Genomic DNA, 26,083 nt, shown 5'->3' on the forward strand with positions numbered 1-26,083 from the left:
CTGTCTTTGAGAATGATGTGTGTGCTTGCTTGAAAAGCGATGTTGTCAGCGGTCGCATGGGTTTAAGGCTTATCCCGCAGAAGCGAGGCTGAATGTCGTAAGGGGGAAACGGTGTCCTGTCTTTCATGGGGCTCGTTCAACGTAAGCGGCCAGCGAACACACCTTGCGCAGATTAGGCAGGCGTCCACTGATGCGGCAGCAGTCGCTCCATCTCGCTGGCCCACTGCGTCGGCAGCCGCGTCAGTACATCCTTGAGATAAGCATACGGATCATGCCCGTTGAGGCGCGCTGACTGGATCAGGCTCATGATCGCGGCCGCCCGCTTGCCGCTGCGCAGCGATCCCGCAAACAACCAGTTAGACCGCCCAAGCGCCCACGGCCGGATCAAGTTCTCGATCTGGTTGTTGTCGATGGGCACAGCACCATCTGCCAGGTAGCGCGTCAGCGCCACCCAGCGTTTAAGGCTGTAATCCAAGGCCTTGACCGTGGCCTAGCCGTCGGGCACAAGTTCGCGTTGGGCCAACATCCATTTAGACAGTTTTTCAGTGGTCGCACTGCCGTTTAAGCGGTAATACACCGGAGTAGGTTACTCTGCTCCGGTATATTTTCTGCTGCGGCGATTAGGATGCCATGAAGTGGATATCGGACGCATCCAACGTGCCGACAACGCCGGTGACTTTAATCAAGGTGTCTTGCGTTGAGGTGTACGTCGCTGTGCCTGCACCATTGACCACGATGTAAGTATCAGCGCCATAGCTGAACTGGACCACGTTATTAGTGGCGGAAGCGACCGCCAGCACGGCATCAACCGCCGCACTCAGGGAGCCAGCCCCGGATACCGTAGTCTGTTGGGCACTACTCAAGGCCACAATAGTGGTAGGGCCGGTGCCGTTAAACCACAAGGAGTCTACACCGCCTGAGCCGTTGCCACCGAGGTTGAGGTCGGTGATGGCGCTCGCGTTGGCGACCGTGCTATGGCTGATGATGAACGAGTCATTACCCGCGCCGCCGGTCAGGATGTCGACCCCTGTGGTGACCGCAGTGCTGATACTGGTAATCGCCAGTGCCTGGTTTACGACTGCATGGCCTGTGGCCAGAAAATCATTGCCCGATCCGCCGATGATGGTATCGCCTTGCTGCGAGCCAATCAAAATGCTGCTGGCGCTACCAGCTTTGATTGTTACACCGCTTCCCGTACTTTGTGCGTTTTGGAAGTCGATACCAACGGTATTGGTCGCCGTTGTTGCGTCCACCACCAAAGTGGTCGATGTGAAGTTGGCTGCTCCGGATACGAAGCCGATGACCGACGATCCGGTCAGCGTGACGTTGTTCAGTGATAGCGCCGATGTCAGGCCGGTAATGCTGGTAGTGTCGTTGGCAGTGATCTTCAGGGTATCGATACTGGTGAGTAACGGGCTGCCCAACAGAATAACGTTATTGCTCGCCAGGCCGTCATCGACCGTGAGGTTCACCGTGGTCGAACCGTCAACGCCAATGTTGTAAGTGCCCGAGCTCATGATCTGAATGTTCGCCGCCTGGGCAGCCGACGCATGTTGCACCACAGCGCCGCCATCAAGGATCAGCTTATTGATGCTCGAACCGGTGAACAGCGAGACGTCTTGAGTCACATTGTTCAGTTTAAGCTCTTCGAAGTTCTTGTACAGCGCGGCAGATGCCGAGCCAGCAACTGCACCAGTGAGCACAAGACGGTCAGTTCCTCCACCCGCATCCACCGATGCCCCCAAGGCCAACGCCACGCCATTGGATGTAATGACATCATTGCCACCACCACCAATGAACTTGATGCCAGTATTGGTGCCGAGAGTGGCGGTTATACCGCCGATGGTCAGGGCTGAACCGTCGATTACGCCGATGGTGTTGGCCAGGCTGCCGAGGCTGACACTGGACGCTGCGCCCGCAACGGTAACGGTGTTGGTGGTCACGGCGGACTTAAAGCCGGTGATGCCGCTGGTGTTGAAATTGGTATCGGCATTGATGGTCAGATCGGTCAATGTACCGCTGGACATATTGATCGTGCCCGTTCCGTTGGCGCTGCCGGTACTGGTCAGGGTAACTGCCGAGAGCGCGCCGCCATTGAGGGTTAAACCTGCCGTGCCCAAGGTGCCGCCGGAGAAGTTCACGGTCGATGTAGTTACCCCGGCACTCCATTTGGCAGTCACGGCGCCACTAACGATGGCCGAATTACCGATTACGCCGACTTGCTGACTTGTGCTCAGATTGTCGAACTCTACCGGACTGGTGGAGTGGTCGGAGTTGAAAGTAGTGGCACCAGTGAAGTTGCTTGCATCAACCGTATCGAGAGTTCCCAGGACCGGGCTTATGTTGCGGATGTTAATGATCTCGATATTGCTCACCGGAGCGGCTGGCAGGGTTCCCCCCACAGTACCGGTTTCGGTGTAGTTGAACGTATCGGTACCCGCGCCGCCATTGAGGGTGTCAGCGGCCGAAAACGTAGTGTTGTCGGCGTTGAAACTGTCGTTGGTGATGCCGCCCGTGAAGGTGTCAACGCTTGCGGTCAGTGTAAAGGTTTGTGCGGTCGGCGTACTTGGTCCGGTAGGCGTGGTCGGAGTGGAACCGGTAAGGGCAAGGATATTGGCATCGATCTTCGACTGGAACTGCGCTGCGGTATTACCAGCATAGACCCCATTTAGGAGGGCGCGGCCGCTTGCAGCGGCGTTGATGCCGACGTATGCGCTAATTTCGCTAGGAAGGTCCAAGGAGGCTGTGTAGGCAGTTGCAACTGCAACTTTGGAGGCTACGGTCAGCGCATCGCCATTGGTATCGCTTTCAGCGGCTTGCAAGACCATGAAAGCCAGTTGCGCGGCATTGATCTGGCCGCTGTCGACCTTGGCGGTCCAATAAGTCAGGCCGCCGGTTTCGGCATTGCGACCTAGGACATAATTATAAATGGTATTGACCAGGTTGCTGGTGGTGTAACCGGTGTACACGGCTTTGGCTTCATTACTATCGCCGAAGCTTCGAAAGACGGCCGCCACTGCCGTGTTGCTACTAACAACACTCAAAAGGCCGGCCGAGGTGGTAGGAGCGTTCGCCTTGTTCAACAGATCCGTGTAATACGCCAGGCCTGTCGGGTCGGCAGGCCGACCAAAAAAACCGACGTAGATTTTTTCAACCAGATTGGTGTAATCACCAGCAGCCATATTGCACATCCTTTGCTGTTTTGAATTGAGGATTTCACACGCGATTGATATCTTTAGAAACATATCCTATAAACGTGTGAGAAATTATTAATACGATTTTTTGGGAATTTCAATGTGTTTTGAAAACTGTCGATGTGTGGCGTCAATTGATTGGTAGAAATTTTCTTCGCGCAGAGACCTCAGCTGTTGCTATCTGCCATATACAGCTGGACAGGCTTGCACCTGCTCTGGATTGGATGCTTCAAAAAACGGTAACTACCGAGTTTTTTCATTGAGCATCGCTTGAGATAGTTGAGGATGAAGGCTGGGTCCCGATTCACAAGGGGAACAGGGTGAAGAAATCTATGCCTTAACTACAGCCCATCCGGAGCAAATTCTTTCCTACCATTTCGTATAACGACACTAAACGAATCCGCAGCACCCGTCACCTAAAAATGGTTGGTCCATGGAAATTCCCGTGACAGCGGACACAAAAAAGCTCCGGTTGGGACCGCGGCTTTCACCCTCAAGGATGTAACGCCGTGAAAGGAGTAGTTGAGGCGAAACCCTGAATCGGTTGTTACGAGCCGCAACCTGAAATCCTTCGCGCATCGAGGTGAACATACCCAGACCTCCAGATCGTTGCAACCTTTACATGACGTAGGAAAATCGCTACACCACCAAGCCCGCCAGTGCGAGGGCTTAGCCAGTAGGAGAGGGGGCTTTTCGCGCCCTGAGATCGAGCAGGGAGTACCAATGCCGATCGTGAAAACTAAAGGGCACCTCATCTACAGCGCGAATCAGGGTGCACCAAGCCACGCATGCCTAGGGAGTTGCGGGGTCGAACAATCGAGGTAGTGACTATTACTATGGCTATAGCGGTAGTTAGCTAACTTTTAAAAGATGCAGTCATTGGCTTCGCGGGCGGCAAGGCATGAACGGGCGAATTGCGTGGCGTGTTCCTGAAGTGTCGAGCCTGCTCATCGTTGAGATATTAGGCGCTGCACAATTGCTTTAAGCTCTTGTAGGGTAAAGGGCTTCAGCAGGAGTTCGGTCTGGCCGCTTTTTAGTGTGATCGCCGGGACAGCATTTTCCAAGAAGCCGGAAATGAAAAGAATTTTGAGCGTCGGGCATTTGTCGAGCGCGATCACCGCTAATTCATCGCCACTCATATTGCCTGGCAGACCGATGTCCGTGATCAGTAACGCTGTCTCTGCTTGTGCTTCCACCTCCCGCAGAGCTTGTGCCGCGGTTCCAGCCTTGATGACCTGATAGCCGACTTCTTCCAGCGCCTCACCCATAAGGTCACGAATAGCAACCTCGTCGTCGACCACGATTATTCTGGCGTTACCTGCCTGGAAATCGTGTTCCATACTGCTGGGTACGCTGACATCAACAGTTGCGGCCTCGCTGCGGTACAATGGCAGGAAAAGGCTCACCGTAGTGCCTTTCCCCATAACTGATTCGATCCGGGCATCACCCGATGATTGCTGGGCAAAGCCATAGACCATCGAGAGGCCCAGGCCGGTTCCAGAGCCTAAGGGTTTGGTGGTGAAAAATGGGTCGAAAGCGCGCTCAAGCACGCTCTGCGGCATACCCGTCCCGGTGTCAAATACCCGGAAAAGTGCGTATTGCCCTGCGTTCAGCGCTTTAGCGCCCTCCGCAGTATCAACACGGGTCTGGCTAATTTCGACCCTTAGCCGACCTCCATTAGGCATAGCGTCGCGTCCATTGATGCACAGGTTCAGTATCGCGTTTTCCAATTGATGGGCGTCGCATAAGCAAAGCAAGGTTTCTTCTGGCACCATTAGCTCCAGTTCGATCCGCGGCGTGAGGCTCCTGCTTATGAGCTCCCTCATCTCTTGAGCTAGCAACGCCAGGTTGACTACTGAGCTCGCCAGAGGCTGACGTCGGGCGTAGGCCAGCAGCCGGTGCGTCAGAGAGGCTGCTCGGGCAGAAGCATTTCGTGCGAGCCCGACATATAGTGGCAGATCCTCTTGCTTGCCCTGGTCGATACGTCGGTCGAGCATGTCCAAGCTGCCAGTGATCACGGTCAGCAGGTTATTGAAGTCATGGGCCAACCCACCTGTTAGCTGGCCCACCGCTTCCATCTTCTGGCTCTGCTGCAACTGCGAGCTCACTTGCTCTAGCGCTTCTTGACGTTCCTTGTATAGAGTAACGTCCCGCGCGACCGCGAAGTACAGCCCCTCTCGACGTGCTATTCGCCAGTTCAGGTGCAGCGGTTTGCCATTGGCGCGAGAACCTAGGGTATCGAGCTCTGCGATATCCCCTCTGCCCAAGGTGCGTAGGGCATCCGACAGTTGTGAAGGGGAGATGAAGCAGAAAAATGCACCGCCCTTGAGTTCTAGATCTGAGAGCCCGGTTTCGGTTTGCCAGGCCGGATTCATCGCCACGACGTCCCCTCCCTCGGACAGCGTGCAGATTAGGTCAGGGGATACATTCCAGATACCATCTCGCTCCAGTGTACGACGCTCGATCTCATACTCCAGACGATCGTTGACCGCGTAGAGGGCGCTCAAGGTTCTTCGGAGCAAAGCGCAAATAACCGCCATGCCGAAAGTCACAAGGGCGAAACTCGCGCTATTCGCCCAGGCGGTAAAGCCATCATTGAAGCCGATCTCGCCAATGAAGAAATAGTGTGCGGTGAGCACTGCTAGCACGCAGCCCAGGACCGACGGGCCAACGCCGAAAAAGAAACCGATGAACATCAGTCCCGGTATGAAAAATAGGTACGGCAATGCCGTGAATGAAAGCTGAGCGCGCACGGCGGCACAAAGCGCAATCACCATAACGGTGCCCGTGTAGCTAACCAGAGGGCTTGGCTGGTTGCGCGCCAATCGGCGTACCACCTCAAGAGTGCGAGAGAGAATGCTTATCAAATGTTGCTCCGTCGGTGCCTAGTCGGAGAACTGATGTCCGAATTGTCGGCAGTCGATACGGCGACGGTTCGCCACCGCAGATATTTATCGGCACCAAGGCCATCAGCTTTAAGTGATTCACAACCAGGACCTATAGTTTCTGACTAACAGCGTAATGGCTAACCATAATTGTGCGACTTTGGCGCCGTGATAAGCTCAAGGCCTAGAGTTAACACCTAACCATGGTGTTCACAGCCGACTTATCACTCAATAGTAGCCGACATGACCACGAGTAACTCATTGCCCGAAGAAGAACGCGCTCGGCTGGTCGACGTAGACCGTTTAACCTCGGACTTCAAAAGCGGCTCGGACCCTGTGCTCAACAGCATAGTAGCGATGGTCTCCAGCTATTTTGAGGTGCCTACTTCGCTGGTCAGCATCATCGAGCGCGACTACCAGGTTTTCAAAGCCCGTGTGGGCATGGAGTTTGAACGGACGTCGCGAGAAATGTCCTTCTGCGTCCATAGCCTCGACGAAGGGGGGGTGTTGGAAGTGTGCGACCCTGTCGCTGATCCGCGTTTTTTGAGCAACCCCCTGGTGATAGGCGCTCCGTTCATCCGGTATTACGCAGGTGCTCCGTTGACGATCAACTCGGGGCGCAACCTGGGCAGGCTCTGCGTGATTGACCATAAAGCTCACGCGCCGATGGACGAGCAAGGGCGAACCCTTCTGCGCAACGCGGCCCAGGTCGTGGTGGCGCGGTTGGAATCGATGCATCGCTCGCATTACATCGACCCTATGACTGGATTACCCAACCGGCAGCGCTTTGAAGCAGACATTCTGCGGGCACTTGATCAGGATGAGAGGGTCGCTATCCTTGTAGAGCCGCTCTCCGCGTCGGGGATGGACAGTTTGGCGAAGTCGCTTGGCAGCGAGTTTTTCACCAACTTCATGCTGGCGGTCAAAGAGCTGCTCTTGAAGTTGCTACCCGAAGGTACGCGTTTATACCGCTCCGGTACCCTAGGCTTTGTCGCACTGCTCAACCACCGGCCATTGTCGCTGTCCTGCCTGCTCGACAGCATCGTGCATGCGTTCGAAAAGCCTTTGTACTGTGTGGATGTACCCTTTTTCTCCGATGTAGGGATCTGCGTACTGCCGCTTGAGCACGAGCCCTGCCAGACAACTGATATCCTGCGCCTGATGTCCAGCATCACTGATGCTGCGCGCCGAAGCGAGCAGCGTTGGCTCGATTACGATCCCGCGATCGATTCTAGCCTGCGTCGCAGCACCGCATTGCTCAATGACATCGAAGCGGCACTTGTCACCGTTGATCAATTCAGGCTGGTTTACCAACCTCGTGTCGATCTTGCCAGCAACCGGTGCGTCGCAGTTGAGGCACTGCTGCGGTGGTCGCATCCCAAGCTAGGTGAAATCAGCCCCGCTGAATTCATCCCACTGGCCGAAACCACAGCTTCTATTCGCCACATCACCAGCTGGGTAGTACGGCGCGTCTGTGAGCAGCTATCAGACTGGCGCGCTCAGGGCTTGGAAATGACCATATCCTTAAACATCTCGGCACTGGATCTGACTGACGGGCATCTGTTCGATCAGTTGGTCGATGCCCTGCAAGCCTTTAAGGTGGCACCACGACTCATTGAGCTCGAATTTACCGAAAGCGTTCTGGTAACCGACTTCCAGGCCGTGCGGGTTCAGCTGCAACGCTTTCGCGATATCGGCGTTGCCATAGGGATTGATGACTTTGGCAGCGGTTACAGTAACTGGGCCTACCTGCGCCAGATTCCGGCAACCAGCGTCAAGCTCGATCGTTCACTGCTGGCTGATCTACAGCCGGGTAACAGCGAATGGCACATTATCCGAGGCCTAATCAGCTTGGTGCGGAATCTTTGCCTGAACGTTGTGGCGGAAGGGGTTGAAACGGAGCTGCACTACCACCTGCTGCGAGGTTGGGGCTGTCAGCAGGGCCAAGGTTATTACTTTGCCAAGCCATTATCCCCGGTCGCCCTTCTCGCCTGGTTTGACGAGGGTGCCTGGTTATCTGGGCGGCCTCGCTGACGTATCCGCTCTGGGCGTACGATACTGGAGGAGGTCCCCCGGCAAGAAGGGTGAGTGCGCAATCCATTTTTGCGACCAGACGATCACCACTGCCTCTTTGAGGACTTTGGCCTCCATCCTTTTCTTGCCCAGCATCCGCTGCAACTCTCGGATCTGCTTGAGCGCATCGCTCAGTTCCGACGCCGGTACCACGGCCCGCCAGCGCTGACCGCGGACAAGCTTCCGTCCTAGTAAAGCTTGCGCCACAGGAACAGCTGGTTGGCATATATGCCGTTGCGACGGGTGTCACGGACGCGCTTTGCCCGGGCTCAAGGCTCTCGCGAACCATGGCCAGCTTCTGGTGGGTATACTCCAGCGGCGTCGGCGTTGTTGGCCGAGCAGCTCGCCACCCTTGTCGTTCCTGTTAGTCATTAACATACCCGTTTGCCTATCTCTTATCTTAAGAGGGGAGCGGTGTCCCGTCTTTCATGGGGCTAGTTCAATGGTCAAAAGTATCTAGAAAACTGTGCAAGCTTATTTCTCCGAGATCTACAGCTTTCGCGCCGCCGGCCGCAATAAAAGTGACGTCGGGTAATACCTAGGAGGTTCAGGATTCGGTTGGTGCCGAATGCCTGAGCATCTAATTGCGCATCATCTGGTTTCAGGTCGCCTCCTACCGCTTGAGCTAACCGCCGAACTTCAGCGCACACCAGACACACTTACGATCTACGCAGCGCACATGCAAAATCGCTCTTTAGGCAAGGCAGGCCGATGGCTTCTGAATGATTTGACCCGTCATCTGTGCATGAGATTTTATACAAAGAAGACTAGTGTCAGCGATTTGGTTGTCCCCCCGGCCAAAGGGCTGATGCGTTTAATCGAACCGGTTGTTCAGGGACTGCGCGGGCCGTGATGGTCCGCCCGTATTTTCGCAAGTTAAGTTGTGATGCCTGGCCGCTTCCGTTGCACGTCCTCTACGACGCAAAAGGCCCAGTCGTTGCCGCATCGCCTTCGAGGCACTGATCTGCAGCGGGTTCTCGCTGTCAGCCAGCAGTGTAAACGAGCGGAAGGTCTGGCCCGGGAACCTGTCCATTGCCGCTGTCGGCATCATCGGGTGCCTTGGCGTCACGGCCATTCGCAAACCCGTGAGTAACGTAAGGCGAACACGTTATGAACCAGCTCCGATCCATTGCGCTGGCAGGGTAGCTCTGATCGTGATAGGCCCGCTCATAGCGCTGCAGCAGTGCCGCGTCTTTGCGTTGCAGCTTCAAGTCAGCATTGAGACCCAGGCCAAGCAGGATGCGATCACCGCCCATGCCTAGAGTCATGCCACGATTACCAACCTGCGAACCGAAGCCAAGCGCAATGCTGACTATCAGGATGACCTATCTAACCGCATTAAGGACAGCGAACAGAAACCCCTGAAGGCGTCAACCTACTCGACACCTGCCCCGATCAAGTCGATGCCCAGATCCTGCGCAGTCAGAGCAATTGACCAAATTAAGGAGCAAAGCTTAGGCTTAAGCCAGGGCTGTCAGTAGCTCCTGGTAAATCATCAGCTGAGAGTAGTCAAGCAAGTCAGCAAGGCTCCATTCGTCAACCTGCATGTCCGCAAGACGCTCGAGTTTGGTTTGAATAGCCGTGAGAGTGGCTGCCACGATTGGCACTTCTGTTGATGGTCCAATCCCTAGACTTTTTAAGTTCGTCATAGTCATACCCACCTTGGACAGGAGCGTTAACCGCATCCTGCAGGCACAGGGCCATCATTGCAAGGGTTACTCGTCGGCTCATCGCTCATGACCACTATTTTTTCACTAGGCGAAAACCTATGCGCTGTTCTTTAATCGCTGCAATCTCAGACGAGTTAGCTATCTGGGTGGTTAATGCATTTAGCTCGGCTGCTGTTGCCGCTAATATCGAAAGCGCGTCCAACACCTCTTCAGGTGATACGTCTGCGCGCTCACGCATGAGTCGTAAGTCTTCCCATTGACGTTCGAGCTTTTTGACACGATCTACAATGGTGTCCTCATTCGGTAGGCCGACGAGCATTTTGGTCACCTGCTTACTGAAACTGATATGCCATTTGTAAGAATAGACGTATCTCCAGTGATCGCACCAGATGGATGTCCGAGCTGACGCGGGAGGGCTCCACAGCAGCTGACGCGGGCCAGGCCACTATCGAAACGCCGCCACTGGTTTCGACGATAGCTGTCAATGACGCTCCTACTCCCGATCTGATCGAGACGCTGTAAGCCAGCTGAAAGCACTAGGACACAAATTGCCAGTTTTTTGGAGTGAGGCTTTGGCCCTGGCTGGTAAAGCAATCTGAAGGGTTCGATGTTTAATCCGTCTCCATGGAGCGATCGTTGATATCTAATCCCATCGATGTCTCTGTCCGGGCGAACGTCTAAGAACTGCAGCGGTCGCTCTCGGCCCTTAGGCAGTGACGTGCCCACGCCCTACGATGAGGCCATCAGCACCATGAACGTGATGGTCGGCCTGATCAATACGGAGGCTTTGATGGCGGTGGATGACAGGGACGACGAGACCTACACCGCGCTGGTGATGCTACGGTGCAGATCTTCATAACGTCGTACGCCACCTTGCCGACGATGGAGACCTTTACCTTCCGCGCAACCATGCCCGCTCTGATCATGACTAACCGGCTGCATCAAGACGCTGATCGGGCGGACGAACTGATCCAGCAGGCCAACCCGGTCCGTCCCGCTTCCATCCGATCGCCGTCAAGATCTGGGCGCCTGTATCACGCGTTGATGGTCTCGCCAAATGGCGGGTATTGTTGCTTTGGGCCTGGGGGCGGATCGGGGGCGCCAAGCGCTACACCGTAACCCCGGTCAGCGCGTGACGACTAAAGATTCCGGCTGTGCACTTTTACAGAGACGGCCACCCTAAACCATTTATTCAATAGCGTGCACGCAAAATGTCAGCGTCATGAAGGCCATCCCGCGCCAGTATTCGCTCGCAAGTTACAGGTCTGTCATCTGAGCCAGCTCCTGAAACCATCTCTCTGCGCAAGACTGTGAGTAAAGTGTGCGAAATCGTGAGCTTGCTCTTGGCCGAGGGTCGCCATAAAGATCGAGCGGGCATCCAGCAAACACTAGACCTCGACCGGACAAGCACTGATCCCTGTCGACTCGGCAAAATGACAGCGGTCAGGCTTGTGCAGGTGGGCAGTATCTAACTTCGCGAGTTCGCCGGCAGCCAGCGACTGCCGGCCCCGCTCAGGCGCAAGGCCAACACCCATTTATCGTTGTGTTGACTGATCAACACTTACCGCTCGGCGCCGCCCTCGAGCGTGGCGCGTAACGCTTCTTCATGAGTTCGGCTATAGCGCCCATAGACATAACGGCTGCTGCCATTTAGGGTGAAAAGCCACCCATTCCATCAGCAGTTGTACTAACAATGGAAGACAGCCATGACCGATCTCAGCGAAACGCTCCGTGCAACTGCCAGGAAGTGGCGAAATGCTAACCAGCATCACCGTGGCGGAGTTGTGCTGATCTGGCAAGGCAAGGTCTACGGTTGGAAAGATTCATTGCGAGATGCGAGTAGCGAGAGCCCAGGGGCCCTCGCAATAGACGAAACGGGTCACATCTTCATCGCGGAAGGTGGTGATGAGCATAACGGTGCGAAATGCTGGGTAGCTGCGGATCTGGAAAAACGATAGGGAAATACCACACAGCTAATCTAGAGGCCAGTCATCGAGCTGGGCCGCCGCATTAGAAGGAGGCTTAATTTCGCGTCCACGAAGTCACAATGGAATGAACATTCCGTGACGATGATTGACACCGCCGAAATCAAGTCAGCCAGTGATGACGTACGGTATGCCAAAGGAACATTGCTACCGGATTAATTGGTAAAGTATCGGTCTGGACAGCTCTCTGTAAGCAGAGCGGTGTGACGACAAATAATCAGATAAGCTTTGCACCTTTCCCATAGCAGGATTTTTGACATGCCGACTGGAGCTGTTGACGCGCGAAATTTCAGTAAGATTTTGCGACGCAATGTCGCTGCGCCTGTGGCGCTGGGTCTTGTCGGTGTTTTGCTGTTCGTTTCCTTGATTGCTTATCTTCTGGATCAGATCGACTGGGTCGAGCATACAGATCGTGTGATCAATAATGCCCATGAAACGCAAAAACTCGCCGTGGATATGGAAAGTGGTGTCCGAGGCTATCTTCTTAGCGGTGACGACCGTTACCTCGAGACCTATGAGATTGCCCGAGTCCGTGTTCCTGAAAATATCAAGGTGCTCCAGACGCTGGTGTCGGACAACATTTCGCAGGTTGATCGGCTGCAGCGCATTGGTGCGTTACAAGCGGCTTGGGCAGATCGAGCTCAACGCATCATCGATATACGACGCAACAACGGCGATGTCGAAAGTATCTTGCGAATGGGCAAAGGCAAGCTGCTCGGTGATGAGATGCGTTCTGAGTTCAGCGACCTGATTGCTATGGAGCAGGGACTTAGGATCCTGCGGACTGAATCAGTGCGTCGCACCACGTTCGTTACAATCAGCGCGTTCGTTTTATTCACCTTGGCCGCAAACCTTATTCTTGCGTACCTTGGTCGAAGAGAACTCACACAACTCTCCACCTCGTATACTGCTATCGTGGATGCCCAAAATCAAAGCAAAGCTAGACTGGAGCACGACGGTTGGCTCAAAGAAGGACAGACCCAGCTTGCCCAGCGCGTGCTAGGAGACCTATCAGTTGATTCGGTTGGGAAAAATGTTCTGGAGTTTTTCGCCGAATACTTAGGCGCTGTGGTCGCTGCAGTTTATGTCCGTCAGCCGCACGGCGATTTTGTTCGCGTGGCGAACTTTGGATTTTCGCGTGAGCAAGCCTCAATGGATCAGGCATTTGAACTAGGTGAGGGCTTGGTCGGAAAAGCCGCTGAGCAAAACCACATCGTGATACTGGATGACCTTCCAACGGGTTACTTAAAAGTGAACTCTGGTTTGGGCGATGGGCGGCCCAAAAGCGTACTTATCGCGCCTGTAGCCAATGATGAAGGAGTCAACGGGGTCATCGAGCTGGGTTTCCTGAGAGTGTTGGAGTCCAAAGATGCGGAGCTGCTGAAGCTGGTGATGCATGATGTTGGGGTCGCGGTTGAGTCTGCCCGGTACCGACAGCGAATTCATGAAATTCTGGAAGAGACACAGCAGCTGAATGAAGAGCTTCAGGTGCAACAAGAAGAGCTACGTGCCTCCAATGAGGAACTGGAACAGCAGTCTCACGTACTCATGGAGTCTCAAGCTAGTCTAGAGCTTCAGCAGGTTGAGCTTGAGCAGACAAATGATCAATTAAGCATTCAGGGGCAGGAGCTGGTCCGCCAGCGCGACAGCTTTGATAGGAAAAACGAGGAGCTTCAGCTGGCTCAATCAGCGCTCGAAGCCAGGGCGCAAGAGCTACAGCGTGCAAGCAGGTACAAATCCGATTTCCTGGCGAACATGTCACACGAGCTGCGCACGCCGCTCAATAGCTCCTTGATCCTCTCCAAACTCCTGGCTGACAACGCTAGTGAAAATCTGACGCCGGAGCAGGTCAAGTTCGCCGAGTCGATTTACTCCGCGGGTAATGACTTATTGCATTTGATCAACGACATTCTTGATATCGCGAAGGTAGAAGCGGGGAGATTCGATTTGTTCCCCAGCGAATTTAGCACCGCGCGATTGGTCGAGAGTCTGCAAAATACATTTCAGCCACTCGCAGCCCAAAATAGGCTTGATCTGTCCATTGATTTGCAAGAAGGGGTTGTCTCACTCATCTACACGGATCAGCAGCGTTTGGAGCAGATACTGAAAAACTTGTTGGCCAACGCGATCAAGTTCACCGAGAGCGGTCGTGTGGAGATGCAGGTTTCGTCTCAGCCAGGTGGCGGGCTCGCGTTCGCCATATCCGATACCGGTATTGGCATTGCAGCGGATCAGATCGAGCGTATTTTCGAAGCGTTTCATCAAGGAGACGGTTCAATCAACCGACGTTATGGCGGCACTGGACTGGGATTGTCGATCTCCCGCCAGTTAGCCGAGCTGTTGGGAGGGACGATCACAGTGACCAGCGCTCTAGGCAATGGAAGCGTTTTCACGTTGACGATCCCAGAACGGTTCGATGGCGAAATTCTACCGGCGATGGTCGTACCAGCCGTTTTTGTAGCGCCGACTTCGCCACCGTCACCGGATTTTGACACCCGTGCTTCGCTTGCTTCGATTTCAACCTTTGCGGACGATCGTCAACACGCGCCATTCGACAGGCGCGTGATTTTGGTTGTCGAGGATGACGTGCGATTTGCCCAGGTTCTATATGATCTTGCTCACGACCAAGGGTATCAGTGCCTTGTGGCACAAAGCGCAGACGAAGGTGTGGAACTTGCTTCAAGATTTAGTCCAGATGCCGTCCTTCTGGATATGCGTTTACCGGATCATTCTGGCCTCACTGTGCTGCAACACCTGAAGGAAAACTCAGCCACCCGACATATTCCGGTTCACGTGATATCCGTTGAAGAGCGTCAGGAGACTGCAATGCAGCTTGGAGCTATGGGTTATGCAGTTAAGCCAGCAACATTGGCTGAACTTCAAGAGGTTTTTGCTAAGTTGGAGTCGAAACTCGTCCAGAAGGTCAAGCGCGTTCTTCTCGTTGAAGACGACGCCCGTCAGCGCGAGAGCGTAGTCAGATTGATCAGTGATGATGATGTCGAAATAAGCGCGGTGGAGTCAGGGGAAAATGCCCTGGTCCTCTTACGCAGCGAGTCATTTGATTGCATGATCATCGACCTGGCCCTACCAGATATGACGGGCAACGATTTGCTCAAATGCATGTCAATGGAGGTTTTGCCATCTACGCCGCCGGTAATTGTCTACACCGGACGATCTCTTACCCGGGAAGAGGAAGCAGAGTTACGCCGCTATTCCCATACGATTATCATCAAGGGGGCACGCTCTCCCGAACGACTTCTAGATGAAGTGACTTTGTTCCTGCACAAGGTGGAAAAAACACTCTCCAGTGAGCGCCAAAAGATGCTGATGGTTGCACGTAACCGCGATAGGGCATTCGAGGGCCGCACAATATTGGTGGTGGACGACGATGTTCGAAATATCTTCGCGTTGACCAGTGCGCTGGAGCATAAAGGGGCTTTCATTGTGGTAGCTCGTAATGGCGTTGAAGCCATTGAACGACTTGAGCGGACAGAGCACATCGATCTTGTGCTAATGGACATCATGATGCCGGAGATGGATGGCTTTGAAGCTACCCGGCGAATTCGGCAAAACCCGACCTGGCGCAAGCTGCCGATCATTGCCGTAACTGCCAAAGCAATGAAAGACGATCAGGATCGTTGCCTGGCGGCCGGTGCCAACGATTACCTCGCGAAACCTATTGAGCTTGAGCGATTGTTCTCCCTAATTCGGGTGTGGATGCCAAAAATCTGATTGTTTTTAAATTCGGGGGCGGTCATCGTCAATGCCTACTGACTGAATCGCCCCAGTCTGAATATAGACTCTGACTTCTGATCGTAAAAAAATCATGTTCAGGAACACCTCGCCCCCGACCTTGGAAATCGGTGCCTCGATCATAGGCGTGAGCTTGCCTGTCAAAGCGAAATATACTTCTAACCCTGGCTCTTCTAGACGCTGTAAATTTTCAGCGCGGGGAATTCGCTGCTATCCCCAAGTCTCAACGCACTTCCAGTTACTGTTTAGCGGACAGATCATTTCAACCCGGCCACGTAATGATCTGTTCAGCGAGTTTTTGGCATTCATTTAATTTAAACCTTTGCCTTCCATAAGAGGTCGATTGCTTGACCATGCAAGCCACTGGAAGGGGAAAGAGATGATCGGTGTCGTGATTCCAGCGCATAACGAAGAAAAATATATCGGGCAGTGTCTTCTCTCTGTAATGGCTGCTGCAAGGCACCGCAGCTTCGACGCGAAACCACCTATGGTGCTGGTTGTGCTTGATAATTGCGATGATGGAACCGAGGAAATTGCTCTGGCTCATGGCGCATCAATTCTTAAGGCGAGCTTTAACAACGTGGGTAAGGCGCGGGCCGCCGGCGCAGAGTCATTACTGACGCTTGGGGTGAAATGGCTGGCATTTACTGATGCAGATACTCGCGTTCCCGAAGACTGGTTGGCGCGGCAGCTTGATTTCAACGCCGATGCTGTTTGTGGAATTGTTGAGGTCGACAGCTGGCACCGATACGGCGATAGAGTTCGTGATCATTACATGGGCCTGTACCAATTCAGCGAGGGCCATCGTCACGTACACGGCGCAAATCTGGGCGTAAGTGCGCAGGCTTACCGACGCGCAGGCGGATTTCAACCGCTTGCAAGTCACGAGGATGTTCAGTTGGTGACCGACCTGGAAAGCACGGGCGCGCGTATTGCCTGGACAGCGAGTAATCCGGTAGTGACGAGCGCTAGAGACGATTTCAAATGCCGGGAAGGGTTCGGTGAGTATTTGTCGAATCTGGCCATTTCATTGTGTGTGACGCAGGATGTCGTCACGACTAACGGCCACATTGATTCTCCGATCCTTGAGCCGTGACAGGTAAAGGGCGATGGGTTGAAATAATGCTATAAAAAGGGAAACCGGTATGGCGCTTTGGCCTACCGGTTGCCTTTTTCTTGACAGTCAATCAGCAGCGACGAGCGCGCGCTCAGTAGCACAGATCTACTTTTTGCCGCTACGCAAGATCGCGTAGGCACACCCGGCAATCAACAGGCTAGAGGCCACTGTCAGCAGTGCCGGAGTGTTGATCTTTCTTTCTCGCCACCCTCCTTCCACGCTACCTCGGTCACAGGGTGGTTCGAACAAATTGCCAGAGGATATCGCTGATGCAGGGCTATGGCTTATAGCCCGGCGGGTGAGCCAGCCCATAAGTTGGGTCAGCCCTGGCACAAGGAAATGTGATACCCGGGCGACACGTGCAGCGCCTCCGACAGTAGTGGTCGCGCGCGGTGTTATCGCACACTCTACGATGGCCTTTGCGACCAAGTGAGGATCATAGATGGGCGATGGAGGTTTGAGAGCGTGACCGGTGTAGTTGCCACCGTCTCGAAAGCCAGGAGTGTCCATGACACTTGGATAGATATCGCAAACCTGGATATTGGGAAATTCGGTCAGTTCCCCTCGTAAGGCTTCGGTAAACCCACGTAAACCAAACTTGCTTGCGGAGTAAGCTGCGGCGTAGGGCTGCGTCACCCAACTGACCAAGGACAGGGTGTTTATGAGCGTTCCGCGTTGCTGAGCTTTGAAGTAGGGCAATGCGAAGAACGCACCTCTGATATACCCAAGCAAATCCGTCTGAATGACCTGTTCGTGAGCATCCAGCGGGGTGGCCTCGAAGCTCCCTACGGCGCCTACGCCTGCATTGTTGATCCAGATATCGATCTGGCCGTTTCCGAACTCGGCAGCACGTTCTGCGAGATTCCTCACTTGTTCGCTGATTGTTACATCTGTGGGGACGGCCATGGCTTCTGTGCCGCAATCCGTGCATTCATCAAGGACTTCGTAAAGGGCTTCTTCATCACGTGCTGCCAAGACTATACGAGCGCCTTTACATGCGAATGCTTTAGCCGTGGCACGTCCTATACCACTCGATGCGCCAGTGATGACGACGAGTTTGCCTCTCAGAGGCCCCGTTTCCAATTCACCAGGGAGGGCTGGGGTAACTTCAAGTCGGGCGTCTGTATCGGCAACAGCATGTACTTCCTCACTGGCGAGTTTAAGAGATTGCCCGCCCGCCAGGGTCAACGTGAGATTTTCAATCGTGCCGACAAATCGGTCGGGAAACACTGGCTCCCCTAATGCGTCCAAGTCGTCGTAGATGAACCGCTGATCCTCCAGCCACCCGACGGCGGTTAATAACTCTGGGGCGAGATAGTATTTTCCGTCGAGGAAAAAGCCAGTGAAGCGGTTCGTATCTCCAAGGCGATCTATGGAATAGCGTTCGCCTGGTTTCATACCTGTCTTGGAATCGATCACGATAACTGCCTCCGATGGCTGGGTAAGCCGTAGAGAAACAATTTGCGAGAAATGTTCAATCGGGATGACTCAGCGGGTGGTCTAAGGGGGCAGGAGCCTCAGTCGTGACACCACTGGCATGTTTGTCAGAGATCCATGCCGCGTAGCCATCCGTAGATAGATCAGGGTAATGGGGTGACTGGCCACGCTCGATTCCTGCACCCTTACTGCTCCTGCTCCTTTAATTTCCCAAGTATGTAGCACGGGTGAAGCTGTCCATTAGGTCGGGCAGTTACTACGACTGTCAGGAGTTTCCAGCCCTCCTGCAGCTTGGAATTGACTTCGTTTGTGGAGAGAGCCTCCACCACCTCATATGCGTCAGATAACTTCATAAAGTCGTTCCTTCCGAAGGTGGGCATGCCGCATCTGAAGCTGTTATCCGACGGTCTGCGCGGGATCTGCGCTGCGTGGATAGGTGCGCTCCTCTTGAATAGTCCCGTCCTCCTTGTGGATCTTCAGCGAAGCTGTTTTGTCGGCGAGAAATGCGCTTGCGAGCGCTACGATCTCAGCTTTAGTCGGTGCCGATTTTGATGCCTTGGTCGCGCCCTGTTTGGTCAGGGCCCAACCGAGATCGGTTTTGGTGATGTGGTAGTTATCCATCTCATTTCTCCTGGGTAATTGTGGGTTTGAGGCCGATACGCCTGCGCATTTCAGCAGTGATGGTTTGACGGGTATTCGACAGGTCGGCCCACGGCTCATCGCCGACCTCGTCTAGCCGTTGTTGAAGATTACGAATGTTCCAGAGGTTTGCCCCTTTGATCTCGGCAAGCTCGTCACGGAAGATTGGAGCGGAAACCGGCAATCCTTCTCGTGTGCGCACGGAATAAGCACTGATGGTGGTGGCGCCCAGACCGTTGCGCAGGTAGTCAATAAAGATACGACCGATGCGATTCTTAGGCCCTGAGACCGCTGAGAAGCGATCTGGCAGCAGCTTGGCGATACGTTTGACGATGGCGTGGCTGAAGTCTTTCACCGTCTCCCAGTCGGCTTTGGGTGTCAGCGGAACGACCAGATGAATACCCTTACCGCCGCTGGTTTTTAAAAATGATTTAAGCCCTAGTTCGTCGAGCACCGTCAGGGTGAGTTGAGTTGCCTCCACCATACTTTTCCATGGCAATGCGGGGTCGGGATCGAGGTCGAGAATAAAACGGTCGGGACGCTGTAGATCTTTGGATATGGCGTTCCATGAATGCAACTCGATGGCGCTCATTTGCACTGCGCCCACTAGCGCTTCGAGGTTATCGATCAACATAACGGGATGCCCGGTCTGCTCCTTGCCAATGGTTTCGATGCCAGGAATGGAAAGTCGCTCGGCGTTCTTTTGAAAGAACAACTCACCGCCGATCCCGTCAGGCGCTCTGACGAGGGCGACGGGCCGGTGACTCAACTGCGGCAGAATCCAGTCCGCGATGCTGATGTAATAGTCGGCCAAGTCTCGTTTGGTTGCGCCGCTAGTGGGATCGATTACCCGGTCTGGGTGGGTTAAGCGGATCTTGCCCGAGGTCGGAGTGGCAGTATTTTTCGTAGTAGCCGAGGTGTTCGACCTGGAGGTTTTTACTCTGGATGTGGATTCGTCTTTCGTTGAAGGTGCGGGCCGCTCTTCTGTGATGGCTTGTGCTGGTTTATCAGTGCGTAACCCCTGAAAGACAGCGTGTCTGACTGACCCTTCTTTGGTGATCTCCGCAAAGGCGACTTCTGCCAGGAACTCTGGTTTGAGCCAATGAACGCCCTTCGCTTCAAAGCCGGTAGGAGGATTTTTCACTGAGGGTTTTTTCGTTTTCAATGGAGTCAGTTGCTGGTAGATCGTACTGAGCGTTGCCTCATTGAATCCAGTCCCGACTTTCCCGGCATAACGCAGCTCCCCGCTGTCGCCGTCGTGTAATCCGAGGAGTAAGGCGCCGAACTTGCTGCGAGCGCCTTTCGGATCGGTGTATCCAATAATGACGAACTCTTGCCGTCGTTTGCATTTGAGCTTGATCCAATCTTCGCTACGCCTTGAGACGTAAGGACTACCCGCGCGTTTGCCGATCAGGCCTTCCATTTGCATCTGGCACGCACTATTAAGAAGAGCATCAGGCGTCTCGCCGAAGTCTTCGGAGAACCGCAGGATGTCGTCTTCACTACGTTCAAGAACCGCCGACAACGCAGCGCGCCGCTGTTCAAGTGCGACCTCCCGAAGATCCATGCCGTTGAGGTATGGCATGTCGAAGAGGTAGTAAACGATATTCCCGCTGCTGTCGGCCTCGAAAGCATTCTGCAGTGCCTGGAAATCCGGCACACCCTCGTCGTTGGCGACCACCATTTCTCCATCCAGCCAAGCTGATTCGAGCGCCAGGCTGGCAACGGCCTCAGCCTGACGAGGCAGTTTGTGCGTCCAGTCGTGGCCATTGCGGGTGAAGAGCTTCACTGAACCGTTATCGACACGCGCCATGACCCGATAGCCATCGAATTTGATCTCGTAGCGCCATTCGCCTTCGGGAGCCGACTCGACCAGCGTTGCCAATTCCGGTTTGATAATGTCCGGTAGCTCCCATGCCTGGGCGCCGATGAGCATAGCACTGCGTGCTTTCTTAGCCGGGGCGGGCACCTTATCTAAAGGTTTAGGCGTCGCTGCTTTTCCTTTAGGTTTCTTCGCAACGATTGCTCTGTCACTGATCACGCTGCCGGGCATTTCCTTGACGATGCTGTATTCGATTTCGGAGCGCGCTGAGTTGTCCTGGTGCTTGATCAGAAACCACTGTTCCTGCTTGCCCGGGATATGAGTTCTGACCAGGTTCCAAAGGCCGCTGAGCTTCTCACCCTGTAACTCGAATTTGAGTCGACCCTTGGCGTATGCCTCGACAGGATCGGTCAAGGGTTTCCAAATGCCGCGATCCCAGACGATGACATCGCCGGCACCATAATGGCCTTCCGGAATGCTCCCCTCAAAGGTCGCATAATCAATGGGGTGATCTTCAACATGAACGGCGAGACGTTTTGTTTTGGGATCTAGAGAGGGGCCTTTGGGTATCGCCCAGCTTTTCAGTGTTCCATCGAGTTCAAGGCGAAAATCATAATGGAGACGGGTGGCGTCATGTTTTTGAATGCAAAATTGCAAAGCACCAGAGGAAGTTGAGTTTTGCTTGTTCGCGCGTTTGCTCGTTTTTCCAGACGGCTCTGGAGTCGCATTGAAATCACGTTTTCGGTTGTACTCCCCCAGTGGCTCAACGGACTTCGGTGGTGATTTCGCTAAAGCCTTTGCGCTGGTCTTGGAAACCTTAGCGGATTTTTTCCTTTCGCTCACGAGCTGAATCCAGGCGGGAGCATGATCACTCGCATGCTCCTCGCCACGTACCCAACTGTCGACCCCGGCATCGTGCAGATGCGGTGCCAGCACAGGGTTCAACAACAGGTGATCGATACGAAGGCCAGAGTTCTTCTGCCAGTGTTGCCTGAAGTAATCCCAGAAGGTGTAGATCTGTTCCTCTGGATGTAGATGACGTATCGAATCGAGCCAGCCCTGGGCGAGCAAGCGCTGATAGCAGTCACGGCTTTCGGGTTGGAGTAGCGCGTCCTTGAGCCATGAGCGGGTGTTGTAAATGTCCAGGTCGGTGGGGACAACGTTAAAGTCCCCTGCGAGGACGACGGGATGTTCGCTGGCCTGCAATGACGCCGCGTGTTCGATCAAATGCTCGAACCATCTAAGCTTGTAGTCGAATTTTGGCCCCGGCTGAGGATTGCCATTTGGCAGGTAAAGACACGCAACCACCACTCCATGCGCAGCGGCTTCGAGATATCGGGATTGGATATCTTGTTCCTCACCTGGTAAACCTTTGTGAATCAACAGCGGCTCAGAGTCCCGTGCCAGGATCGCCACGCCGTTCCACGAGGCCTGCCCATGGTGCAGACAACCATAGCCGGCAGCTTCAAGGTCGCGGGCTGGAAAAGCTTTGTCCTGGGCTTTCAGCTCTTGCAGGCAGACGATGTCTGGCTCTTCGCGTTCGAGCCACTGCAAAAGGTTTGGAAGCCTTGTTCCGATACCGTTGACGTTAAAGGTGGCGATCTTCAGGTTCTGCATCACCCCATTCCTTAGATTTCAAAGCCTTTTGTTCTGAGGCTTTGGTATCTCAGGAGTTCGCCGTTTCTTTGTGATTTCCAGAGTGTTTGTCAAAACCATCGTAATGCGCGTTTTTGTGCCTTGGAAAACTGCGAGCCATGTGGCGTCCAACCTAATGGCCAGCGCCTTGCAAGTCTTCAGAGAGGGTTCGCGAACCCGCCGAGCCTCGTGACGACTTGTGATAATTGATCAGCGCCAACTTGAGCGCGTCGCGCTCGGGGTGGTTCTGCCTTGTCGCGGGCGCCAGGCGTAATAGCCACTACGGCTGACCTCGAAGACGCGACAACAATCTGCGATGCCATATTGTTCGCCTAGCTCCCTGATCAACGGAAATGATCTTTGGAGTCCAAAAATAGGATAGTACTGGCCTTTTTTAGGATTTCGATATCCTGATCTTTTTGCCTGAGCAGCGCTTTCAGTTCCTGGATTTATTTCTGCTCCGCAGTTATCGCCTTGGTTCCGGTCAATATCGATCCACCACGTTTCTCTCCCAACTGCTCGACCCATCGACGTAATGCCGTAGGGCCAATATCCAGACTGGCGCACACATCCAGGATTGGCTGATCCTCATCCAGCACCATGCTTGCAGCTTTGAGCTTGAACTCGTTGGAACAGGACTTTCGCATCATCAAACACACCTCAGATTTGGGCGCCATCATAGCGCCCTATTGATGTGTCCGAATTCATTAGGCCAGTTCAGACGTCCTCGTAGGCGCCCCCCGAGTGACGGATCTCAATAATGCGCACCGCTCGTTGTGCCCATTCTTCCTGCAATGCGCCGATGCGCTGAAGGCGGTCAAGTTGGCTGGTATTGTCAGCGGCGAGGGCGCCAAGTGTCTTTAAACCCGCCGGCACTCGGGTTCGGGCCAGGTCATAGACATCCAGGTAACGCTCATCAGCGCTTAGTAGATAACCATGTAAGCCACTTTCCATGTCCACGGCAAGCTTCTGCGTTTCATGGGCAGTATTAATCACCTTGTCCGAGTGTTCGACCCAAGAGATTTCGTCCAGCAGATAGGAAATAAGTGCGACGAACAGGACAGCGCTGAAGATTCCCGTGACGACAGGAAAGGTGATGTTACGCTTTAAGATTTTTCGAAAGCTTTTCTCATCGACAGCGGTTGAGAGACTCATTTCTGCTTCCCGAGCGGTTTCAAAATTTGCGCAATCTTATACAAAACAGGAACGGGCAGGGTGATGGATTTTTCATCATCAGAGCCTGCACTAGAGGGCTGCTAGTTCAATTGGGGATGAAAAAGACTGAACGTTCCTGTGCTTCGTAGCCTCCCAGTTAAGACTTCATCGCGCGCAGATGTGTCGCGTACTTTCAATCTTGAGCAGGAGCACTAATCATGGCGATTGAAAATCAATACTCGATGCAAAATCCCCTCACTCAATATCCGCAGCCAAAATTTCCGAAACAGCCACAGAACCCGCCAGGAACTGTGCATGACTTGCAGCCCGCTGCTGACCATGGCGAGACCAGCTACAAAGGCTTTGGCCGCATGCAGGGTCGTAAGGCGCTCATCACTGGGGCCGACTCTGGTATAGGCCGGGCCGCCGCCATTGCCTATGCGAGGGAAGGCGCGGATGTGGCACTCAACTATCTGCCTTCCGAGGAGGCTGATGCTAAAGAAGTGGTCATGCTGATCGAAGCTGAAGGACGCAAAGCGGTATGCATTCCTGGCGATATCACCAGCGAAGCCTTTTGCAAAGAGTTAATCAGCAAAGCGGTCGAAGGCCTGGGGGGCTTGGATGTCCTGGTCAATGTTGCCGGCAAACAAACGGCCCAGCAAAATATTGCTGATATCACCACTGAGCAGTTCGACGCGACCTTCAAGACCAACGTTTATGCCTTGTTCTGGCTTTGCAAGGCAGCGCTGCCGCATCTGAAGCCTGGGGCAACCATTATCAATACGGCCTCGATTCAGGCTTATCAGCCTTCAGCAATGTTGCTTGATTATGCACCGACCAAATCGGCCATCGTTGCCTTCACCAAGGCCTTGGCCAAGCAGGTCATCAGTAAGGGCATCCGGGTAAACGCAGTGGCGCCTGGGCCGTTCTGGACGCCGTTGCAACCGAGCGGCGGCCAGCCTCAGGAAAACATTCCGGATTTTGGTTCAGAGGTACCGATGGGGCGCCCAGGTCAGCCCGCAGAGTGCGCGCCGATTTATGTGCTGCTCGCCAACCAGGAGTCCAGCTACATCACTGGCGAGGTATTTGGTGTGACCGGTGGCAACCCGTTGCCATAGGGGATGAACGGCCAGATCGGATCTCATCATCTTGAGTGAAGAAAATTTCATAATGTAGCTAGAGATTTCATGACGGCGCTGCTGTCCATTTTTATACCAACTTGAACAGAGCGCCTGCCATGACATTTTCCAATTTTGCTCACACGCTGTCGAGGTGGGCAGGTAGTCCACGAACCTTTTTAACTGCCATTTTTCTTATTGCACTGTGGGCTGCGACGGGGCCATTTTTTCACTACAACGATACGTGGCAGCTTCTGATTAACACCTCAACAACCATCATCACCTTCTTGATGGTGTTCCTCGTGCAAAACACTCAGAACCGGGACACTGACGAATTGCACATCAAAATCAACGAGCTTTTGCGGGTGACCACTGAGGCGCAGAATGCTCTGATTAACTTGGATAAGCTTGACCAGAGCGAGTTGAGACTGTTGCGCAAAAAGTATCAGGCCATGGGTGATTGTGGTGAGGTGGATGAAGCCCAATTTGAAACTCCGACCACCGAGCAGCCGTCAGCGGCTAACACCACTGTGCGGGATAGGAACAAATAGTAGACATCCACGTTGCTCAATCAATGACGTAGCATTTGTAGTCAGCGAGTTCATCTCGGGCAGGTGGGTTTTGGATTGCGTGTGGGAATAAATCACCACCGCCGTAGGGGCATATTCTGTCTGAATCTAGGGCCAGTTCTGCTCCAGGGTTCATCATTGACCACACGCCGTCTCACCTAGGATTGGGCTCTAATGTCGCAAGAACTGAATTTTTCCCAAAGCCTGAGATCTTTGGCATAGAGACTTATCTGGCCAAGGAGTAAAAAAATGGCGAACGATCAACACTTCAGGATCGATTACTTGCTGCACGGCGCATACAAGACCTTCTATCTACGGGCCCCCACGATGAGTAATGCCGATGCGTGGAATTGGGCTGCCATCGACGCGGGCGTTGCTCAATTGCCCAAGTATCGGACAAACGTCATCAACAAGCTCCGCAAGCCCCAGGCCGAAATGCACGGCATTGCCAATGTCCAGTGGAGCAAAGCCTGACTGGGGCTTGCGGATTCTGCTGAGTAATCTGCGAGCCTTTGGGGTAACAACATCAATCACCAGCGGGCTTCGTCCCGTTGAGGGTCTTCTTGAAACCCCTTAGGTTCATACCGCATAAGCAGATTTCGAGGGCGATCAATGCATAGGCGTGGGCGGGTATTCCCCATACCACCCAGAGGATATTGCTGAGGATGAAGCACCAGAACCCGGTCATCCGTCGGCTTCGTCGCTGAGACCCAATCAGCCAGGCCGCAAGGATGGTGACCAGCATCGCAGGCCATTGCACCCAATCCATATCGATCAAAATTCCATCCCCCATCCTCATTCCATTCGTTGTGCGATGAGCTCAGGCCGCACTCGGAAAAGAGATCTCAAGGTCTAAATTAAATTCAAAAAAACGCTTCTGAGTCGCTAGTTGGCCAGGCGTGGTTTTGTTTTATCTGGGGGATCTGCTGGTTCTCAGTAAGCGAATGGCAAAGACACCCTAGGTTAGGTGGTAATGCCCAATTTTCTTGTTGATCAAGCAATCATAGGACACGCCACAATGTTTCACGAGT

The 26,083-nt window shown here is 53.9% G+C and carries 19 protein-coding genes and 2 pseudogenes; 9 read left to right on the forward strand and 12 right to left on the reverse strand.

Features of this window, described 5'->3' with window-relative positions; translation table 11 throughout:
* Positions 1-172 precede the first annotated feature (172 nt).
* The 3 genes and pseudogenes from M2401_RS33915 to M2401_RS33925 form a co-directional block, all read right to left on the reverse strand.
* Positions 173-538, reverse strand: a pseudogene (locus tag M2401_RS33915) (transposase); the annotation flags it as partial.
* Between the two features lie 82 nt (positions 539-620).
* Positions 621-3,182 carry a DUF4214 domain-containing protein gene (locus tag M2401_RS33920; protein ID WP_259111356.1) on the reverse strand — a complete coding sequence of 854 codons (2,562 nt, stop codon included), beginning with the start codon at positions 3,180-3,182 and terminating at the stop codon, positions 621-623.
* Between the two features lie 959 nt (positions 3,183-4,141).
* A complete protein-coding gene (locus tag M2401_RS33925) occupies positions 4,142-6,061 on the reverse strand; it encodes an ATP-binding protein (protein WP_259111359.1) in 1,920 nt (639 codons plus the stop codon).
* Positions 6,062-6,340: 279 nt separating this feature from the next.
* Here M2401_RS33925 and M2401_RS33930 point away from each other — a divergent pair, with 279 nt between their 5' ends.
* The gene (locus tag M2401_RS33930; protein ID WP_259111361.1) at positions 6,341-8,113 is read left to right on the forward strand and encodes a GGDEF and EAL domain-containing protein; all 1,773 of its coding nucleotides are present in this window, start codon (positions 6,341-6,343) and stop codon (positions 8,111-8,113) included.
* On the opposite strand, the pseudogene M2401_RS33935 reads toward M2401_RS33930, so the two are convergent.
* Positions 8,058-8,524: pseudogene (locus M2401_RS33935) on the reverse strand (transposase); the annotation flags it as partial. The gene M2401_RS33930 and the pseudogene M2401_RS33935 overlap by 56 nt on opposite strands.
* 608 nt (positions 8,525-9,132) lie before the next feature.
* On the opposite strand from M2401_RS33935, the gene M2401_RS34895 reads away from it, so the two are divergent.
* Complete coding sequence (locus M2401_RS34895; RefSeq protein WP_409034031.1) at positions 9,133-9,414, forward strand: hypothetical protein; 282 nt, start codon at positions 9,133-9,135, stop codon at positions 9,412-9,414.
* Between the two features lie 198 nt (positions 9,415-9,612).
* On the opposite strand, the gene M2401_RS33945 is transcribed toward M2401_RS34895, so the two are convergent.
* Together M2401_RS33945 and M2401_RS33950 are read right to left on the reverse strand one after the other, a co-directional pair.
* Positions 9,613-9,801, reverse strand: a complete 189-nt coding sequence (locus M2401_RS33945; protein ID WP_259111364.1) for a hypothetical protein — start codon at positions 9,799-9,801, stop codon at positions 9,613-9,615.
* Positions 9,802-9,895: 94 nt separating this feature from the next.
* The gene (locus tag M2401_RS33950) at positions 9,896-10,141 is read right to left on the reverse strand and encodes a hypothetical protein (RefSeq protein ID WP_259111367.1); all 246 of its coding nucleotides are present in this window, start codon (positions 10,139-10,141) and stop codon (positions 9,896-9,898) included.
* A gap of 399 nt (positions 10,142-10,540) precedes the next feature.
* Between M2401_RS33950 and M2401_RS33955 the strand changes: the two genes are divergently transcribed.
* The 4 genes from M2401_RS33955 to M2401_RS33970 all read left to right on the forward strand — a co-directional run bounded on the left by M2401_RS33955 (position 10,541) and on the right by M2401_RS33970 (position 16,656).
* The gene (locus M2401_RS33955; protein ID WP_259111370.1) at positions 10,541-10,681 is read left to right on the forward strand and encodes a hypothetical protein; all 141 of its coding nucleotides are present in this window, start codon (positions 10,541-10,543) and stop codon (positions 10,679-10,681) included.
* Between the two features lie 847 nt (positions 10,682-11,528).
* Positions 11,529-11,780, forward strand: coding sequence for a hypothetical protein (locus tag M2401_RS33960; protein ID WP_259111373.1), 252 nt, complete (start codon positions 11,529-11,531; stop codon positions 11,778-11,780).
* Positions 11,781-12,065: 285 nt separating this feature from the next.
* The gene (locus tag M2401_RS33965; protein WP_259111376.1) at positions 12,066-15,539 is read left to right on the forward strand and encodes a response regulator; all 3,474 of its coding nucleotides are present in this window, start codon (positions 12,066-12,068) and stop codon (positions 15,537-15,539) included.
* Between the two features lie 400 nt (positions 15,540-15,939).
* Positions 15,940-16,656 carry a glycosyltransferase family 2 protein gene (locus M2401_RS33970; protein ID WP_259111378.1) on the forward strand — a complete coding sequence of 239 codons (717 nt, stop codon included), beginning with the start codon at positions 15,940-15,942 and terminating at the stop codon, positions 16,654-16,656.
* A 126-nt stretch (positions 16,657-16,782) separates the two neighbouring features.
* Here the strand turns inward: M2401_RS33970 and M2401_RS33975 are convergent, their stop codons facing one another.
* The 5 genes from M2401_RS33975 to M2401_RS34000 form a co-directional block, all read right to left on the reverse strand.
* Entirely contained in the window at positions 16,783-18,096 is a 1,314-nt protein-coding gene (locus M2401_RS33975) for an SDR family oxidoreductase (protein WP_259111381.1), read from the reverse strand.
* A gap of 414 nt (positions 18,097-18,510) precedes the next feature.
* Positions 18,511-18,735 (reverse strand): DUF2188 domain-containing protein, encoded by a 225-nt coding sequence (locus tag M2401_RS33980; RefSeq protein ID WP_259111383.1) that lies wholly within the window; start codon positions 18,733-18,735, stop codon positions 18,511-18,513.
* A gap of 1 nt (position 18,736) precedes the next feature.
* Positions 18,737-22,192 (reverse strand): DNA ligase D, encoded by a 3,456-nt coding sequence (gene ligD / locus M2401_RS33985; RefSeq protein ID WP_310504174.1) that lies wholly within the window; start codon positions 22,190-22,192, stop codon positions 18,737-18,739.
* Positions 22,193-22,659: 467 nt separating this feature from the next.
* Positions 22,660-22,860, reverse strand: a complete 201-nt coding sequence (locus M2401_RS33995) for a transposase (RefSeq protein WP_259111385.1) — start codon at positions 22,858-22,860, stop codon at positions 22,660-22,662.
* 67 nt (positions 22,861-22,927) lie between these two features.
* Positions 22,928-23,365, reverse strand: coding sequence for a CHASE3 domain-containing protein (locus M2401_RS34000; protein WP_259111387.1), 438 nt, complete (start codon positions 23,363-23,365; stop codon positions 22,928-22,930).
* A gap of 218 nt (positions 23,366-23,583) precedes the next feature.
* Here M2401_RS34000 and M2401_RS34005 point away from each other — a divergent pair, with 218 nt between their 5' ends.
* The 3 genes from M2401_RS34005 to M2401_RS34015 all read left to right on the forward strand — a co-directional run bounded on the left by M2401_RS34005 (position 23,584) and on the right by M2401_RS34015 (position 25,526).
* Complete coding sequence (locus tag M2401_RS34005; RefSeq protein ID WP_259111388.1) at positions 23,584-24,483, forward strand: SDR family oxidoreductase; 900 nt, start codon at positions 23,584-23,586, stop codon at positions 24,481-24,483.
* A gap of 119 nt (positions 24,484-24,602) precedes the next feature.
* A complete protein-coding gene (locus M2401_RS34010) occupies positions 24,603-25,034 on the forward strand; it encodes a low affinity iron permease family protein (RefSeq protein WP_259111390.1) in 432 nt (143 codons plus the stop codon).
* A gap of 267 nt (positions 25,035-25,301) precedes the next feature.
* Positions 25,302-25,526: a DUF6555 family protein gene (locus M2401_RS34015; protein ID WP_259111393.1), complete on the forward strand. Its 225-nt coding sequence runs from the start codon at positions 25,302-25,304 to the stop codon at positions 25,524-25,526.
* A 52-nt stretch (positions 25,527-25,578) separates the two neighbouring features.
* Here the strand turns inward: M2401_RS34015 and M2401_RS34020 are convergent, their stop codons facing one another.
* A complete protein-coding gene (locus M2401_RS34020) occupies positions 25,579-25,845 on the reverse strand; it encodes a hypothetical protein (RefSeq protein ID WP_409034030.1) in 267 nt (88 codons plus the stop codon).
* Between the last annotated feature and the right edge of the window lie 238 nt (positions 25,846-26,083).

The sequence above is a fragment of the Pseudomonas sp. JUb42 genome (assembly GCF_024807945.1).
Taxonomy (GTDB): domain Bacteria; phylum Pseudomonadota; class Gammaproteobacteria; order Pseudomonadales; family Pseudomonadaceae; genus Aquipseudomonas.